The sequence below is a fragment of the Bradyrhizobium frederickii genome, assembly GCF_004570865.1.
Taxonomy (GTDB): Bacteria; Pseudomonadota; Alphaproteobacteria; order Rhizobiales; family Xanthobacteraceae; genus Bradyrhizobium; species Bradyrhizobium frederickii.
This window is the reverse complement of sequence record NZ_SPQS01000020.1, coordinates 61,660-77,574: the sequence shown is the minus strand read 5'-3', so window position 1 is coordinate 77,574 and position 15,915 is coordinate 61,660. Positions and strand designations below refer to the sequence as shown.

The 15,915-nt window shown below is 64.7% G+C and carries 16 protein-coding genes; 11 read left to right on the top strand and 5 right to left on the bottom strand.

Annotated elements, in window-relative coordinates:
• Window position 1 precedes the first annotated feature (1 nt).
• The 10 genes from E4K64_RS29225 to E4K64_RS29180 all read left to right on the top strand — a co-directional run bounded on the left by E4K64_RS29225 (window position 2) and on the right by E4K64_RS29180 (window position 9,560).
• Window positions 2-1,657 (top strand): nitrite/sulfite reductase, encoded by a 1,656-nt coding sequence (locus E4K64_RS29225; RefSeq protein ID WP_135166565.1) that lies wholly within the window; start codon window positions 2-4, stop codon window positions 1,655-1,657.
• Window positions 1,644-2,159 carry a DUF934 domain-containing protein gene (locus tag E4K64_RS29220; RefSeq protein ID WP_135166563.1) on the top strand — a complete coding sequence of 172 codons (516 nt, stop codon included), beginning with the start codon at window positions 1,644-1,646 and terminating at the stop codon, window positions 2,157-2,159. The genes E4K64_RS29225 and E4K64_RS29220 overlap by 14 nt, the downstream gene beginning before the upstream one ends.
• Window positions 2,156-2,887 carry a phosphoadenylyl-sulfate reductase gene (locus E4K64_RS29215; protein ID WP_135166562.1) on the top strand — a complete coding sequence of 244 codons (732 nt, stop codon included), beginning with the start codon at window positions 2,156-2,158 and terminating at the stop codon, window positions 2,885-2,887. The genes E4K64_RS29220 and E4K64_RS29215 overlap by 4 nt, the downstream gene beginning before the upstream one ends.
• A gap of 120 nt (window positions 2,888-3,007) precedes the next feature.
• Window positions 3,008-4,009 carry a sulfate ABC transporter substrate-binding protein gene (locus E4K64_RS29210; RefSeq protein ID WP_167772322.1) on the top strand — a complete coding sequence of 334 codons (1,002 nt, stop codon included), beginning with the start codon at window positions 3,008-3,010 and terminating at the stop codon, window positions 4,007-4,009.
• A 37-nt stretch (window positions 4,010-4,046) separates the two neighbouring features.
• Window positions 4,047-4,883 (top strand): sulfate ABC transporter permease subunit CysT, encoded by an 837-nt coding sequence (gene cysT, locus E4K64_RS29205; RefSeq protein ID WP_167772321.1) that lies wholly within the window; start codon window positions 4,047-4,049, stop codon window positions 4,881-4,883.
• A gap of 10 nt (window positions 4,884-4,893) precedes the next feature.
• Window positions 4,894-5,817 carry a sulfate ABC transporter permease subunit CysW gene (cysW, locus tag E4K64_RS29200; RefSeq protein ID WP_135166559.1) on the top strand — a complete coding sequence of 308 codons (924 nt, stop codon included), beginning with the start codon at window positions 4,894-4,896 and terminating at the stop codon, window positions 5,815-5,817.
• On the top strand, window positions 5,807-6,841 hold the full coding sequence (locus tag E4K64_RS29195) for a sulfate/molybdate ABC transporter ATP-binding protein (protein ID WP_135166558.1): 1,035 nt from the start codon (window positions 5,807-5,809) through the stop codon (window positions 6,839-6,841). Before cysW ends, E4K64_RS29195 begins: the two co-directional genes overlap by 11 nt.
• Before the next feature lie 175 nt (window positions 6,842-7,016).
• Window positions 7,017-7,517, top strand: coding sequence for a CAP domain-containing protein (locus E4K64_RS29190; RefSeq protein ID WP_135166556.1), 501 nt, complete (start codon window positions 7,017-7,019; stop codon window positions 7,515-7,517).
• A 77-nt stretch (window positions 7,518-7,594) separates the two neighbouring features.
• Window positions 7,595-8,779: a DUF3734 domain-containing protein gene (locus tag E4K64_RS29185; protein ID WP_135166554.1), complete on the top strand. Its 1,185-nt coding sequence runs from the start codon at window positions 7,595-7,597 to the stop codon at window positions 8,777-8,779.
• The gene (locus tag E4K64_RS29180; protein ID WP_135166553.1) at window positions 8,772-9,560 is read left to right on the top strand and encodes a 3-hydroxybutyrate dehydrogenase; all 789 of its coding nucleotides are present in this window, start codon (window positions 8,772-8,774) and stop codon (window positions 9,558-9,560) included. Before E4K64_RS29185 ends, E4K64_RS29180 begins: the two co-directional genes overlap by 8 nt.
• A gap of 130 nt (window positions 9,561-9,690) precedes the next feature.
• On the opposite strand, the gene E4K64_RS29175 is transcribed toward E4K64_RS29180, so the two are convergent.
• From E4K64_RS29175 to E4K64_RS29165, 3 genes are all read right to left on the bottom strand, one after another.
• The gene (locus E4K64_RS29175; protein WP_135166551.1) at window positions 9,691-10,515 is read right to left on the bottom strand and encodes a sulfite exporter TauE/SafE family protein; all 825 of its coding nucleotides are present in this window, start codon (window positions 10,513-10,515) and stop codon (window positions 9,691-9,693) included.
• 196 nt (window positions 10,516-10,711) lie between these two features.
• Window positions 10,712-12,079 carry a flippase gene (locus E4K64_RS29170; RefSeq protein ID WP_430642535.1) on the bottom strand — a complete coding sequence of 456 codons (1,368 nt, stop codon included), beginning with the start codon at window positions 12,077-12,079 and terminating at the stop codon, window positions 10,712-10,714.
• 274 nt (window positions 12,080-12,353) lie between these two features.
• Window positions 12,354-13,193 carry a protein-disulfide reductase DsbD domain-containing protein gene (locus tag E4K64_RS29165; RefSeq protein WP_135166549.1) on the bottom strand — a complete coding sequence of 280 codons (840 nt, stop codon included), beginning with the start codon at window positions 13,191-13,193 and terminating at the stop codon, window positions 12,354-12,356.
• Between the two features lie 142 nt (window positions 13,194-13,335).
• Here E4K64_RS29165 and E4K64_RS29160 point away from each other — a divergent pair, with 142 nt between their 5' ends.
• A complete protein-coding gene (locus tag E4K64_RS29160; RefSeq protein ID WP_135166547.1) occupies window positions 13,336-13,980 on the top strand; it encodes a YqgE/AlgH family protein in 645 nt (214 codons plus the stop codon).
• 165 nt (window positions 13,981-14,145) lie between these two features.
• Here E4K64_RS29160 and E4K64_RS29155 read toward each other — a convergent pair whose 3' ends face one another.
• Window positions 14,146-15,033, bottom strand: coding sequence for a TauD/TfdA dioxygenase family protein (locus tag E4K64_RS29155; protein WP_135166545.1), 888 nt, complete (start codon window positions 15,031-15,033; stop codon window positions 14,146-14,148).
• A gap of 98 nt (window positions 15,034-15,131) precedes the next feature.
• Entirely contained in the window at window positions 15,132-15,911 is a 780-nt protein-coding gene (locus tag E4K64_RS29150; RefSeq protein WP_135166544.1) for an SDR family NAD(P)-dependent oxidoreductase, read from the bottom strand.
• Between the last annotated feature and the right edge of the window lie 4 nt (window positions 15,912-15,915).

Here is a 15,915-nt window from a genome sequence, read left to right as displayed (position 1 = left end):
TATGTATGCTTACGACGAAATCGACCGCACGCTCGTCAACGAGCGCGTCTCGGAGTTCCGCGACCAGGTGAAGCGGCGCCTCTCCGGCGAGCTCACCGAGGACGAGTTCAAGATCCTGCGGCTTCAGAACGGCGTCTATCTGCAACTGCACGCCTACATGTTCCGCGTCGCGATCCCCTACGGCACGCTGGCGACCAACCAGCTGCGGGCGCTGGCGCATGTCGCGCGGAAATACGACCGCGGCTATGGCCATTTCACGACGCGGCAGAACATCCAGTTCAACTGGATCAAGCTCGCCGAATTGCCGGACGCGCTGGAAGATCTCGCCAAGGTCGGCATCCATGCGATGCAGACCTCCGGCAACAACATGCGCAACGTCACCTCCGACCAATGGGCCGGCGTCGCGCCCAGCGAGATCGAGGATCCCCGCATCTGGTCGGAATTGATCCGCCAGCACACCACGCTGCATCCGGAATTCTCGTTCCTGCCGCGCAAGTTCAAGATCGCGATCACCGCCTCGGACCACGACCGCGCCGCGATCAAGATCCACGACATCGGACTGCGCCTGATCAAGAACGAGAAGGGCGAGACCGGCTTCGAGGTGCTGGTCGGCGGCGGTCTCGGCCGCACGCCGTTCATCGCCAAGACCATCAAGCACTTCGTGCACGGCCGCGACATCCTCAGCTACATCGAGGCCATCCTGCGCGTCTACAATCAGTACGGCCGCCGCGACAACATCTACAAGGCGCGCATCAAGATCCTGGTGCACGAGCTCGGCATCGAGAAGTTCTCGCGCGAGGTCGAGGACGAGTGGCAGCACATCCGCAATTCCTCGCTCCAGATCGACGACGAGGTGATCGAGGACATCCGCTCCCGCTTCACCTATCCGGCGTACGAGAAGCTGCCGCACATGCCGGACGAGCTGCGCCAGGCCGCGGCCGATCCTGATTTCGAGGCGTGGCGCAAGAACTCGGTGGCGCCGCACAAGGTGCAGGGCTATTCCATCGTCACGATCTCGCTGAAGCCAACCGGTGGGCCTCCGGGCGATGCCACCGCCGAGCAGATGGACGCGCTGGCCGATCTCGCCGACAAATATTCCTTCGGCGAGATCCGCGTCGGCCATGAGCAGAACCTGGCGCTGCCGCATGTCGCCAAGCGCGACCTGCCGGCGCTGTGGAAGGCGCTCGACAAGCTCGGGCTCGCAACGCCCAACGTCAACCTGATCACCGACATCATCGCCTGCCCCGGGCTCGATTATTGCTCGCTGGCGAATGCGCGCTCGATCCCGATCGCGCAGGAATTGACCCGGCGCTTCGCCAATCACGAGCTCGCCAATCTGATCGGCCGGCTCCACATCAACATCTCCGGCTGCATCAATGCCTGCGGCCATCACCATGTCGGCCATATCGGCATTCTCGGCGTCGAGAAGAACGGCGAGGAAGTCTACCAGATCACCATCGGCGGCCGTGCCGACGAGAACGCCGCGCTCGGCACTTTGATCGGGCCGGGCGTCAAGTTCGATGAGGTCGCCGACGTCGTCGAGGACATCGTGGAAGCCTATCTGGCGCTGCGCGAGCGGCCCGAAGAGCTGTTCATGGACACCGTGAAGCGCCTCGGCGTCGAACCCTTCAAGGAGCGCGTCTATGCCACTCGTTAAAGGCGGAAAGATCACGGCCGACAGCTTCGTCAAGCTCGCCGTCGACACGCCGCTGCCCGAGGGCGGCGACATCCTGGTGCCGGCCGAGCGCTTCCTGGGCGAGGCCGACAGCCTGCTCAATCGTTCGGGCAAGGTCGGCGTGATCTGGCCCAACAACCGCGACATCAGCGAGCTCGTGCCCTATCTCGGCAAGATTGCCGCCGTCGCGCTGGTGTTCCCGACCTTCCGGGACGGACGCGCCTACAGCCAGGCGCGCCTGCTGCGCGAGCGCTACGACTACCGCGGCGAACTGCGTGCCACCGGCCAGGTGCTGCGCGACCAGTTCGTGTTCATGCTGCGCGCCGGCTTCGATGCCTTCGAGGTCAAGAAGCAGGCCGACGCGGAAGCCTTCATGCAGACCGCCAAGCGCTATTCGGTGTTCTACCAGCCGACCGGCGATGGCCGTATCACCGCGCTGCACCGCCGCATGCAGCTGCGTCACTCCGAGGGGGTCGGCACGTGAACGTCGTTGCGTCCCAGCTCGCTCGGGCCTCCGTTTCTGCGCGGCCTTCCGCGGAGGAGCTCGATCGTGCCCTGCGCGATGCCTCGCCCGCGGAGATCGTCGCTGCGGCGCTGAAGACGGTCGGGCGCGAGAAGCTGGCGCTGGTGTCGTCCTTCGGCACGGAATCGGCGACGCTGCTGAAGGTCATGGCGGATGTCGACCCGGCGATCCCCGTGATCTTCCTCGACACCGGCTGGCTGTTCGAGGAGACGCTGGCCTATCGCGACACGCTGATCGCGACGCTGGGTCTGAAGGATGTCCGCTCGATCAAGCCGGCCGCGGAGAGCCTGTCGCGCGAGGATCCCGACCGCGACCTCTGGTTCTCCGATCCGGACGCCTGCTGCCGCATCCGCAAGGTCGAGCCGCTGGCGCGTGCGCTGAAGCCCTTTGATGCCTGGCTCAACGGCCGCAAACGCTTCCAGGGCAATGCGCGCACCGACATTCCGGTCGTCGAGGACGATGGTGTGCGGTTGAAGTTCAATCCGTTCGCCAACGTCTCGCGCGAGGAACTCGAGGCGATTTTCGTCCGCGCCAAATTGCCGCGTCATCCCCTGGTCGCCTCCGGTTTCCGGTCGGTTGGGTGTATGCCTTGCACGAGCAGAACGGCCGAAGACGAGGATGAACGCGCCGGTCGCTGGCGCGGCCGAGCCAAGACAGAATGCGGCATCCACACGATGAAGACTTCGTAGCACAGCCACGTCGCCACGCTGCGAACAAGAAAATCCGGTTTCGTTGACTTAAGCGCGTTTCGCCGCGAGTTTCGCCTGCCTTCGCCGACACCGACGTCAGTGAAGTGAATGGAGATGGACATGATGCGCCGTATCGTTCCGCTCGCTGCAGGCCTCGTCTTGACCGGTTTCTTGGCAAGCTCGGCTCTCGCCGCTGACATCAACCTGTTGAACGTGTCGTACGATCCGACGCGCGAGCTCTATGCCGAGTTCAACAAGGCATTTGCGAATGCCTATCAGAAGGAGACCGGCAAGAGCGTCGAGATCAAGCAGTCGCATGGCGGCAGCGGCTCGCAGGCCCGCGCCGTGATCGACGGCTTGCAGGCCGACGTGGTGACGCTCGCACTCGCCTACGACATTGATGCGATCGCGGCCAAAGGCCTTACCGCGGCCGACTGGCAGAAGCGGCTGCCGCAGAATTCATCACCGTATACCTCGACCATCGTGTTCCTGGTGCGCAAGGGCAATCCCAAGGCCGTCAAGGACTGGGACGATCTGGTCAAGCCGGGCGTCGCCGTGATCACGCCGAACCCGAAGACATCGGGCGGTGCGCGCTGGAATTATCTCGCGGCCTGGGGTTTTGCGCAGAAGAAATACGGCTCGGCCGACAAGGCCAAGGATTTCATCGGAAAGCTCTACCAGCAGGTGCCGGTGCTCGATACCGGCGCGCGCGGCGCCACCGTGACCTTCGTCGAGCGCGGCGTCGGCGACGTGCTGCTCGCCTGGGAGAACGAGGCGTTCCTCGCGCTGAAGGAGTTCGGCGCGAACAAGTTCGAGATCGTGGCGCCCCCGCAGTCGATCCTGGCCGAGCCGCCGGTCGCCATCGTCGACAAGGTTGCCGACAAAAAAGGCACCCGCAACGCCGCCGACGCCTATCTCCAGTACTGGTACACCAAGGAGGGGCAGGAGATCGCGGCGCGCAACTTCTACCGTCCACGCGATGCCGAGATCGCCAAAAAATACGAAAACGCTTTCGCCAAGGTCGAACTATTTACGATCGACGACGTTTTTAGTGGTTGGACCAAGGCGCAGAAGGAACATTTCGCCGACGGCGGCATCTTTGACCAGATCTACAAGAACTGATCGGACGCTGTCTTAAGACGCTTTAGCAGGGGGCCTGGTGAGCGCAATCGCAGCACGACGCCGGACATTGCCGGGCTTCGGTCTCACGATGGGACTGACGCTGTCCTGGCTGTCCGTCATTATCCTCATTCCGCTCGCCGGGCTGTTCCTGAAGTCGCTCGAGCTCAGTCCCGAGCAGTTCTGGAATATCCTCTCCAGCCGCCGCACCCTGAATGCCCTGCGCGTCTCCTTCGGCCTCGCCTTCGCGGCGGCCTGCGTCAATCTCGTCATGGGCAGCATCATCGTCTGGGCGCTGGTGCGCTACCGCTTTCCCGGCCGCCGGCTGTTCGACGCCATCGTCGACGTGCCCTTCGCGCTGCCGACCGCGGTCGCGGGCGTCGCGCTGACAGCGCTGTTCGCCGAGAAGGGCTGGCTGGGAGCGCCGCTCGCGGCGCTCGGCATCAAGGTGGCGTTCACGCCGGTCGGCATCTTCGTCGCCATGATCTTCATCGGTATTCCATTCGTGGTGCGCACGGTGCAGCCGGTGCTGCAGGATCTCGATCCCGAGATCGAGGAAGCCGCGGGCAGCCTGGGGGCCAACCGCTGGCAGACCATCATCCGCGTGATCCTGCCCTCGCTTGCGCCGGCTCTGCTCACCGGGCTTGCGCTCGCCTTCGCCCGCGCCGTCGGCGAATACGGCTCGGTGATCTTCATCGCCGGCAATCTGCCCAACGTGTCCGAGATCGCGCCGCTCTTGATCGTGATCCGGCTCTCCGAGTACCGCTATGCCGACGCGACCGCCATCGCGGTGGTCATGCTCGTGGTGTCCTTTGTCGTCATCTTGACAGTCAACCGGCTCCAGCGCTGGGCGCAGAGCCGGATGCCGGCGCGTTGAGGACGGACTCATGACGATGCAGATGGCAGATTCCGTTTCGCTCGCGGCCCCCGACGCCGAGGCCCGGGCAAAGGCACGGGCGCATGCGGAAGCCGCGCGGGACAACCTGCGCACCGAACCGCGACCGGTGCGCATCATCATCATCGCGCTGGCGATGATCTTTCTTTCAATCTTCGTCGTGCTGCCGCTGGTGGTCGTGTTCGCGCAGGCCTTCTCCAAGGGGATTCTCGCCTATTTCGCCGCACTCGCCGAGCCGGAAGCGCTGGCCGCCATCAAGCTGACGTTGATCGTCGCGGCGATCTCGGTCGGCCTCAACCTCGTCTTCGGTCTCGTCGCGGCCTGGGCGATTGCAAAGTTCGATTTCCCCGGCAAGATCTTCCTGATCACGCTGATCGACCTGCCGTTCTCGGTGAGCCCGGTGATCTCCGGCCTCGTCTTCGTGCTGCTGTTCGGCGCGCAGGGCTATTTCGGCAGCTGGCTGAGGGATCACGACATCCAGATCCTGTTCGCGGTGCCCGGCATCGCGCTCGCCACCACCTTCGTGACCTTCCCGTTCGTGGCGCGCGCGCTGATCCCCCTGATGCAGGAGCAGGGCACGCAGGAGGAGGAGGCCGCGATCTCGCTCGGCGCCTCGGGCCTGCAGACCTTCTTCCGCGTCACGCTGCCCAACATCAAATGGGGCGTGCTCTACGGCGTCCTGCTCTGCAACGCGCGCGCGATGGGCGAGTTCGGCGCGGTCTCGGTCGTCTCCGGCCATATCCGCGGCGAGACCAACACGATGCCGCTGTTGGTCGAGATCCTCTACAACGAATACCAGTTCGTCGCCGCCTTCGCGATTGCCTCGCTGCTCGCGATGCTGGCGCTGATCACGCTGATCGCGAAGACCGTTCTCGAACGCCATCTGCACGAAGGACAAGACCCAAGTGACCATTGAAGTCAGGAATCTCGTCAAGACGTTTGGCAGCTTCAAGGCCCTCGACGGCGTCGACCTCAAAGTCAATGACGGCGAGCTGCTGGCGCTGCTCGGCCCATCCGGATCCGGCAAGACCACGCTGCTGCGGATCATCGCCGGGCTCGACTGGCCGGACTCGGGCGAGCTCTTGTTCAACGGCGAGGATGCGTTGGCGCAGGGCGCGCGCGAGCGGCATGTCGGCTTCGTGTTCCAGCATTACGCGCTGTTCCGCCACATGACGGTGTTCGAGAACGTCGCCTTCGGCCTGCGCGTGCAGCCGCGCGCAATCCGTAAGGACGAAGCGACCATTCGCGCGCGCGTCAAGGAGCTGCTGGATCTCGTGCAGCTCGACTGGCTTTCCGGCCGCTATCCGAGCCAGCTCTCCGGCGGCCAGCGCCAGCGCATCGCGCTCGCCCGCGCGCTCGCGATCGAGCCGCGGATCCTGCTGCTCGACGAGCCGTTCGGCGCGCTCGATGCCAAGGTGCGCAAGGAGCTGCGCAGGTGGCTGCGCTCGCTGCACCACGAGATCCACGTCACCTCGATCTTCGTCACCCACGACCAGGAGGAGGCGCTGGAAGTCGCCAACCGCGTCGTTGTGATGGACAAGGGCAGGATCGAGCAGATCGGCTCGCCCGACGACGTCTATGAAAGCCCGGCAAGCGCCTTCGTTCACGGTTTCATCGGCGAATCCATCGAACTCCCGGTTCAGGTCGAGGGTGGCATCGTCAGGCTCGGCGATCGGCCGCTCGCCCTTGCGGCGGACGGGCTCGCGCCTGGCGCGTCAAGACTGTTCGTGCGGCGACATGACATGCTGGTCGGCCCGCCCGGCAGCGGCGCCTTCGAGGGCGCCGTGCAGCATGTCCGCAATTTCGGCCCCGTGCAGAGGGCCGAGGTCGCATTGTCAGGCGGCAAGACCATCGAGATCGACGCCCCCCGCGACAAGGAACTGCGCGCCGGCGATACGATCGGCCTCGAGCCACGCCGTTACCGGATATTTGCGGGCTGAAGCCGCCTCATTCCGGGGCGATGCGGAGTATCGGACCCGGAATCCCGAGCTTGTCGCGCGAGATTCCGGGGTCGTGCTGCGTACCTGCCCCGGAACGGCGGCTCAAATTTTCCTCAAAATTCACCTTTCAGCCATTGTTGATATGCAACAACGGCCCCTCATTCGGGGGCACTCCATGCGCGCTGCGGCCGCAATTCTTATCACTTTGCTGCTCGCCGGCTGTGCCGGCAACGAGGCACCGGTCCAGCAGCCGTCGATGTATGCCGACATGGCGGTCCCGGGCTCCAAGCTCGATGCGCAGGCGGCCGCGATCATGATCTCGCAATACCGCCAGAACAACATGCTCGGCACGGTCGTGGTCGACCCCGATCTGATGCGGCTTGCGGAATCCCAATCCCAGGCCATGGCCGCCGCCAACAAGATGGACCATGACGTCCGCGCGCCCTTGGCCAAGCGCCTCGCCGCCGGCGGCTATCCCGCGACCGCGGCCGTCGAGAACGTCTCGGCCGGCTATCACACGCTGGCGGAAGCCTTTTCCGGCTGGCGCGACTCGCCTCCGCACCGCGCCAACATGCTCAAGAGCGGTGTCACAAAATTGGGCATCGCGGCGAGCTATGCTCCCGGCACCAAGTACAAGGTGTTCTGGACCATGATCCTGGCCTCGACGGAGCGATAAGCCAGACTTGATCCCGGCATGCATTGACGCCGTCGTGGAGTGTCGCCACGGTGGCGCGCCATTGCTATTGTTCCCCCATGACAGATCGTAGCCCGGAATCCACCTGCATCCCCGCGAATGCGCAACGTGTCCTGGTTCTGCAGGGCGGCGGCGCGCTCGGCTCCTACCAGGCCGGTGCCTATCAGGCGCTGTGCGGCTCCGGCTTCGAGCCGGAATGGGTCGCCGGCATCTCGATCGGCGCCATCAACGCCGCCATCATCGCCGGCAACGAGGGGCAGACCCGCGTCAAGCGGCTCAAGGAATTCTGGGAGATGGTTTCCGCGCCGGTGCCGTGGAAGCCGATCGGCAAGAGCGACCACAGCCGCGAGCTGTTCAACTCGACCAGTGCCGCGCTGATCGCCACCTTCGGCGTGCCCGGCTTCTTCGTCCCGCGCGTCCCGCCGGCGCCGCTGTGGCCGCCGGGGCATCCCGAAGCCGAGAGCTATTACGACACATCGCCGCTGAAGAAGACGCTGGAGCGTCTTGTCGATTTCGACCGCATCAACGACCTGAAGACCCGTCTGTCGGTCGGCGCGGTCGGCGTCACCTCCGGCAACTTCAAATATTTCGACAATTACGAGTTGAAGAAGCTCGGCAAGAGAATCGGCCCGGAGCACATCATGGCCTCCGGCGCGCTGCCGCCCGGCTTTCCCTCCGTGATCATCGACGGCGAGCATTATTGGGACGGCGGCATCGCTTCCAACACCCCGCTCGACTACGTGCTCGACGCCGAGGTCGAGCGCGACATGCTGATCTTCCAGGTCGACTTGTTTTCCGCGCGCGGCGATCTGCCGACCTCGCTGCTGGAGGCCGCCGAGCGCGAGAAGGACATCCGCTATTCCAGCCGTACGCGGATGAACACCGACAAGAACAAGCAGCTGCACAACGCCCGCAAGGCCGTGCGCGACCTGATCGGCAAATTGCCGGACTATCTGAAGAACGATCCTTCCGCCGAATTCCTGGCGAAAGTGTCGCGCGAAAGCACCGTCACCGTGGTGCATCTGATCTACCGCAGCAAGAACTACGAATCCTCGTCAAAGGATTACGACTTCTCGCATGTCGCCATGGTCGAGCATTGGGAAGCCGGCGTTCGCGACGTGCATCTGTCGATGCGCCACAGGGACTGGCTCGAGCGGCCGCAGTCCGACGAGACCATGGTGACCTACGATCTCACGGGGGACGTCTCCGCGCCCCCGGCAAAAAGGAGCGAATCAAATGGGTAGTCTGTCAGGCAAGAACGCCGTCGTGACCGGGTCCACCAGCGGCATCGGGCTCGCTTATGCGCGCGCCTTCGCCGCCGCCGGCGCCAATGTCGTCATCAACGGCTTCGGCACGCCGGAAGACATCGAGAAAGAGCGCGCCAAGATCGAGCAGGAGTTCAAGGTCAAGGCGATCTACTCGCCGGCCGACATGACCAAGCCCGCCGAGATCGCCGGCATGATCGCGCTCGGCGAGACAACCTTCGGCTCGGTCGACATTCTGGTCAACAATGCCGGCATTCAGTTCGTCTCGCCGATCGAGGAGTTTCCGATCGAGAAGTGGGACCAGATCATCGCGATCAACCTATCCTCGGCCTTCCATGCCATCCGTGCCGCCGTCCCCGGCATGAAGAAGAAGGGCTGGGGCCGCATCATCAACACGGCGTCCGCGCATTCGCTGGTGGCTTCGCCCTTCAAGTCGGCCTACGTCTCGGCCAAGCACGGCATCGCCGGTCTCACCAAGACCGTGGCGCTGGAGGTTGCGACCCACAAGATCACCTGCAACTGCATCAGCCCCGGCTACGTCTGGACGCCGCTGGTCGAGAAGCAGATCCCCGACACAATGAAGGCGCGCAATTTGACGCGCGAGCAGGTCATCAACGACGTGCTGCTCGACGCGCAGCCGACCAAGGAGTTCGTCACGTCCGAGCAGGTCGCCGCGCTCGCGCTGTTCCTGTGCAGCGACGATGCCGCCCAGATCACCGGCACCAATCTCTCGATCGACGGCGGCTGGACGGCGGCGTAAGCATCCGCAACGCGGAGCCGTAGGGTGGGCAAAGGCGCGTCAGCGCCGTGCCCACCATCTTCTGTGATTGAGACAGGTGGTGGGCACGCTATCGCTTTGCCCACCCTACGATTCCGTCGTTCGGCCGGGCCTAATGCGTCCACGCCAACGCCGTCACGAACGCCGAGGACAGGTGCAGCTCCGCAAACATGATCTTGCCGGCGACGACGAACAGCACGCAGGCAAGCGTCAGCCGCAACACGGTCTCGGGCACGCGCGTTGCACTGTAGCTGCCGACGATGATGCCGGGCAGCGAGCCCACCAGCAGCACGCCCATCAAGGCCCAATCCACGTCGCCGAGCGCCCAGTGCCCCATGCCGGCGACCAGCGTCAGCGGCACCGCATGGGCGATATCGGAGCCGACGATGGTCACCATCGGCAGGCGCGGATAAAGCAGCAGCAGCACGGTGACGCCGACCGCACCCGCGCCGACTGACGAGATCGAAACCAGCACGCCGAGGACGATGCCGGTCACGACGGTCGCAATCGCGGTGGTGCGATCGTCGACGCCCTCTAGCCGGCTGCGATAGCGCTCCATGATCGACTTGCGGAAGATCAGCGAGGTCGCGGTCAGCACCAGCGCGAAGCACAGCACCAGATTGACGAGGCTGCGCTCGGAATCGCTTTTGAGGTCGAGCTTCCACAGCACGAGCAGCGTGAGCGCGCTCGCTGGAATGCTGCCGCAGGCGAGCCGCAGCACCGCCGGCCAATGCACGCTGCGCGACCAGCCATGCACCACGCTGCCGCCGGTCTTGGTCGCGGCGGCATAGAGCAGGTCGGTTCCGACCGCCGTGGCGGGATGAACACCGAACAGCAGGATCAAGAGCGGCGTCATCAACGAGCCGCCGCCGACGCCGGTCATCCCGACAAGCAGGCCGACGCCGAATCCAGAGGCGACGTAGAGTGGATCGAACATGTCAGGGGAATCTTAGGTTGATCTCGTCGGCTAGGCAATACGACGTAGAATAAAGTTTCCCCAACGCGCAACCGTCTGGGCAGAATAAGAAGAATTTTGCGTCAGGTTGAAGAAGCGGAGGCGTTTTGCCTCGTTCCCGCGCGTGCGCTGACAGTGCCGTTCCCCCGAAAGCACTGAGCATCGAGGCGCGCAGCGCCTATTTGCCGAACGCCAGCACGTGCAGGCCAAGGCGTTGCCGTACGATCCAGAACAACAGCACCGTCTCGAAGGTGAGGGAGATCGAGGTCGCGGCGGCGGCGCCGTGGCCGCCATAGCGCGGTACCAGCGCGATGCAGAGCACGACGTTCATCACGAAGGCCAGCGCGTAAGCGAGAGCGCAGATCTTCTGCTGACCGAGCATGTTGAGCAGCCGCTCGACCGGCCCGATCGCGGCGCGCACCACGAGCCCGATCGCGGCGACGAACATGATGTCGTAGCCGACCACGAATTGCGGCCCGAACAACCAGAGCAGCGGCTTGCCGAGCGCGAGCAGCACGATGGTCGCCGCCAGCGACGGCCAGAACGTCCAGTTGATCGCATGCGCCACATAGGCCGACAGCCGCGCCTTGTCGCCGCTTGCGTTGTATTCGGCGAAGCGATGCGCCGTCGTCGCCGACATCGCGTAGTGGATGAACGAGACCAGCGCCAGCGTCTTCACCACCGCAAAGTAGACGCCGACCTCGTCGGAGGGACGGAACTGCTGCAGCACCAGCACGTCGGTATAGGACAGCAGCAAATAGAAGCTCTCGACCAGGAGGATCGGCAACGAGACGGCGAGCCAGCCGCGGATGTCGTAAGCGCTGGGACCGGGCTCGATGTGATCGGCGAGCTTGCGGTTCAGCACCACCATCTGTCCGGTCATCGCGATCCACACCGCCCCTGCGCTTGCGGCCATCGCGGCGACGGCGCCGAGATGGTAGCCGAGCAGGAAGGCCGCGCCCGTGAAGCCGATGATCAGCGCCTGGCGGATGATGAATTGCGGCATCAGGCCGAGCTGCATCCAGTCATGCGAGCGCGCGATGCCGTCCTGGGTGTTGGCGACCACGAAGGCGGGGAGCGTCATGCAGCCGATATAGAGCGGCAGCTCCTCCGCCGGCTCGATCCAGGGCGACAGCAGCCTGACGATGCCGGCGAGGCCGAGCGACACCAGCGTCGACACGGCAAAAGTCAGCCAGCGACTGCCGGAGAGAAAGCCGCGGAGCAGCGCCTGCTCACCGCTGGCGCGATATTCCGGAATGATCTTCTGTGCCGAGGCCGAGATGCCGAAATCCATCATGCTGCCGAGCAGCAGCACCCAGGTCCAGACATAGACATAGACGCCGTAATCGGATGTGCCCATCCAGCGCGCCAGCAGCACCTGCGAGACATAAGCGAGCCCGGCGCTGATGACGCGGATGACGAAGATGGTGCCGGCGAGCCGCCGCGTCAGCGAGGCCTCGCTGGGCCCGCCCGTCAGCTTGGCCCGCAGTCGCGCGATCAGCCCGGCCGGTCCGGTCGTTGCGGGTTCTGCATCCATCACGGCCAATTCGAAGATCCCTCAGGTCGCCCGGCATGCTGTGGCAGGTGAGGGATTAGCAACCATTCGTTAAGATTGGGTTGGGTGGCGTTCCATCCTCGGTGTCATCCTGGACAAGCGCGCCTCAAGCGTGCGCAGATCCGGGATCCATAATCCCAGGGAGAAGTTTCGACGCGCTGGCAACCACGAGTCCTCGCCCAACCACTCCCTGGGGCTACGGATCCCGGATCTGCGCTTCGCTTGTCCGGGACGACAGCTGAATGTGGAGCGTCGGCAGCGCAACTCACTCCAAGTTCGTATTGAACTCGTACGATTTCTCCGGCCCGACCAGCGTGAATTTCAGCGCCGCACCCTCCGGCTTGGCGCCCGGCGGCAGGCCGTCGAGCTCGAAGGAAAACCGCATCACCCCGGGCGGGCTGTGCTGCACCGGGGCCGGAATCGGCAGCGCCCAATCGGGTGTCGGGCCTTCCACGAACAGATTGACGTTGCGGCTGTCAGGCGTGACCACGTCGACGACCACGTTCTTGGGCCCGTCGCGCTTGACGTCGCGGATGGTGAGCGGATTGGGATCACCGATATTGGCGGGCTTGGGCACAGTGTCGAGCGCGGCACGCAAATTGGCATCCTCGGTCGAGGCGACGCTGTTGAAGCCGAGCTCGGCCTTGGCCTCGACCGGAATGCAGAGCTTCTCGCACACCGCGTAATTGATCTCGGCACGCAAGGTCACGGGCTTGTCCGCCGCCTTGGCGACGATGCGCAAGGGCAGCACGATCTGATCGTGATAGCCGATCGAATGGCCGCCGGCGCCGTCGTCGAATTTCAGCGGTGCCGGCCACATCACTGTCACCGCCTCGACATTGTCCGATTTCGAGAAGTCGAACCGCGGCGGCACGCCGGAATCGCCGGGGGTACGCCAGTAGGTCTTCCACCCATGCTGGAGCTGGAAGGCGATACCGCCGAGCAGGACGGCGCCGCTGCGCGATCCCGCCAACAGCCGCACCGCGGAATGTCCGTCGCGCTGCCACGGCGAAGCGTCATCGGCGCGTGCTGCGATGGCCAGCGACGACGCAAGCAGGGTTGTCACGACGCCAATCGCCGCACGCAGGGGAACTCTTGTGAGCATGGCACGTCTTTACAGGGTCGCCCCGGGGCAAACCATTGAATTGCTTGTGATGGATGCATCTGGATCGCGCCTCTGCAAGCCTTGATTTGACAGCGGCCCGGGCCGACATCAGGATAGGAATTGAAACCGGAGTGCTTCACCGATGGCTCCCACAGGAAAGAGAACGGGCGAAAGCACCCGCAGCGCGGGCCCGGCGCTTCCCAATTCGGCCGGTTATCTCGACGGCCGGCTGCTGATCGCGATGCCCGTGATGGGCGATTCCCGTTTCGAGCGCTCGGTGATCTATCTCTGCGCCCATTCGGCGGAGGGGGCGATGGGCATCATCGTGAACCACCCGGCCGGCAGCATCGACTTCCCCGAGCTTTTGCAGCAGCTCGGCATCATCAAGAAGGGCGAGCACATCAAGCTGCCGGAGAATGCCGAAAGCATGAAGGTGCTGCGTGGCGGCCCGGTCGATACCGGCCGCGGCTTCGTGCTGCATTCCAGCGACTTCTACATCGAGAACGCGACGCTGCGGATCGACGACGGGGTCTGCCTCACGGCGACCGTCGACATCCTGCGCGCCATCGCCAGCGGCTCCGGCCCCAAGCATGCCATTCTCGCGCTCGGCTATGCCGGCTGGGCGCCGGGCCAGCTCGAGACCGAGATCCAGAGCAACGGCTGGCTGCATTGCGACGCGGATGCGGATTTGATCTTCGGCGACGACGTCGACGACAAATACAACCGCGCTTTGCAGAAGATCGGCATCGATCCCGGCATGCTCTCGAACGAAGCGGGACACGCGTAGCATCAGGCTCGGCTGTATGCGCTCCACTTACCGCTGTCGTCGCCCGGCTTGACCGGGCGACCCAGTACGCCGTAGCGGATGTGGTGAGAACGATTCCTCCAACGCAGGCCTCTGGAATACTGGATCGCCCGCCTTCGCGGGCGATGACACCGGTTGCGGAGTACATTACTCCGCCGCCTGCTGCTGCACCGTCGGCTCCGTCCCCGCCACCGTCGCACGGCGCATGTCGCGGGGCTGCGACTGGTCGTAGCGGCGGACCCGATGCATGGTCTGGCGGTTGTCCCACATCACGAGGTCGTGCAACTTCCATTTGTGGACGTAGACGAATTCTGCTTGCGTCGCGTGCTCGTTGAGATCGCGCAGCAGCAAGCGGCCTTCAGGCACGCTCATGCCGACGATCTTGCCGGCGTGCGAGGACAGATACAGCGACTTGCGCCGATGCACGGGATGGGTCCGCACCAGCCGCTGCAGCACCGGCTTGAACATCTCCTTCTCCTCGTCGGTGTATTCGGTGAAGCCGAGCGATCCCCGCGAATACATCAGCGAATGCTCGCAGACGAGGTCCTCGATCTCCGCCTTGGTCTCGTCGTCGAGCGCGTCATAGGCGGCGCGCATGTCGGCGAACTCGGTGTTGCCGCCCTTCGGGTTCACCACGCGCGCCGACAGCAGCGAAAACTTTGCCGGGATCGGGCGGAACGAGCTGTCGGAGTGCCACAGGCAGTTGCCGAGATTGAACAGATTGGCGCGGCTGTCCCGGGCGAGCGGCTTGCCGTCCTTGCCGAGGTTGGACACGTCGTTCAGGCCCGAGGTGAGGCGGTATTCATCGGCCTTGGTGATGTTGCCGCCGCGGGCGTCCTCGCGCTGACCGAAGTTCAGGGCGAAGGCCATCTGCTGCTCGTCGGTGATGTCCTGGTCGTGGAACACCAGCACCGCGTATTTGTCCATGGCGGCCTCGACGTCGCGCGCCTCATCCGGTGTGAGCGGCTTGCGCAGATCGAGGCCGGACACCTCGCCGACAAAATGCTTCTGAAGCTGCCGGATGGCGATCGTCATGACGTTCTCTCCCGCGTGTCGCGAGCGGTTGGTCCCGCTCTGTCGACGAAAAAGCTACTCCCGCGCTCGCACTTGTCAACGCGCGGCGCGCATGCCTCTCACGCGTTCCGTGCCATCAGCCCGCCGTCGACCGGGATCACCGCGCCGGTGAGGAAGGACGCCGCCGGCAGGCACAGGCTCAAGGTCATATGCGCGACCTCCTCGGGATCGCCGTAACGGCCGAGTGCGGTGCGGCGCCTGGCGTAGATCGTCTTGTGCTCCTCCGAGATGCGGTCGGTAATCCCAGTGCGGATCGGGCCCGGGCAGATGCAGTTGACGGTGATGCCCTCGCGGCCGAGCTCCACGGCGAGCGAGCGGGTCAGGCTGGCGACGCCGCCCTTCGCCGCCGAATAGGGGCTGTGCAATGCGGTGGCGCCGAGCGCCTCGGTCGAGGCGATGTTGACGATGCGCGGGCACCTCGACTTGCGCAAATGCGGCAGCGCGGCGCGGATGATGCGCGGATGCGCCGTCAGCATCACGGCAATGCCCTTGGCCCAGGCGTCCTCATAGCTCTCGTCGTCGATCGCAACGCGCACGGAGATGCCGGCGTTGTTGACGATGATGTCGAGCCCGCCGAAATGCGCCGCGACCTCATTCACCACACGCTTGATCTCGCCACCGTCGGCAACGTCGAGCTTCCACGCTTTTCCTGCGCCACCGCTCGCGGCGATCTCCTCGGCCACCGCCTGCGCGCCCTGCGCGTCGTAATCGGTGACGGCGACGTTGGCGCCCTCGCTTGCGAACACGTGCGCGGTGGCGCGCCCCATGCCGCTGGCCGCGCCGGTGACGAGAACGGTCAGGCCCTTGACGGACCGGCTGAGCTCCTTGAACCCGGACATGTTT

Bases quoted from the DNA above. Each gene is read 5' to 3' on its own strand.
- E4K64_RS29220 (WP_135166563.1), top strand. From the start codon at position 1,644: ATGCCACTCGTTAAAGGCGGAAAGATCACGGCCGACAGCTTCGTCAAG.
- E4K64_RS29225 (WP_135166565.1), top strand. From the start codon at position 2: ATGTATGCTTACGACGAAATCGACCGCACGCTCGTCAACGAGCGCGTC.
- cysW (WP_135166559.1), top strand. From the start codon at position 4,894: ATGACGATGCAGATGGCAGATTCCGTTTCGCTCGCGGCCCCCGACGCC.
- E4K64_RS29160 (WP_135166547.1), top strand. From the start codon at position 13,336: ATGGCTCCCACAGGAAAGAGAACGGGCGAAAGCACCCGCAGCGCGGGC.
- E4K64_RS29185 (WP_135166554.1), top strand. From the start codon at position 7,595: ATGACAGATCGTAGCCCGGAATCCACCTGCATCCCCGCGAATGCGCAA.
- E4K64_RS29165 (WP_135166549.1), bottom strand. From the start codon at position 13,193: ATGCTCACAAGAGTTCCCCTGCGTGCGGCGATTGGCGTCGTGACAACC.
- E4K64_RS29190 (WP_135166556.1), top strand. From the start codon at position 7,017: ATGCGCGCTGCGGCCGCAATTCTTATCACTTTGCTGCTCGCCGGCTGT.
- E4K64_RS29180 (WP_135166553.1), top strand. From the start codon at position 8,772: ATGGGTAGTCTGTCAGGCAAGAACGCCGTCGTGACCGGGTCCACCAGC.
- E4K64_RS29155 (WP_135166545.1), bottom strand. From the start codon at position 15,033: ATGACGATCGCCATCCGGCAGCTTCAGAAGCATTTTGTCGGCGAGGTG.
- E4K64_RS29150 (WP_135166544.1), bottom strand. From the start codon at position 15,911: ATGTCCGGGTTCAAGGAGCTCAGCCGGTCCGTCAAGGGCCTGACCGTT.
- E4K64_RS29210 (WP_167772322.1), top strand. From the start codon at position 3,008: ATGATGCGCCGTATCGTTCCGCTCGCTGCAGGCCTCGTCTTGACCGGT.
- E4K64_RS29175 (WP_135166551.1), bottom strand. From the start codon at position 10,515: ATGTTCGATCCACTCTACGTCGCCTCTGGATTCGGCGTCGGCCTGCTT.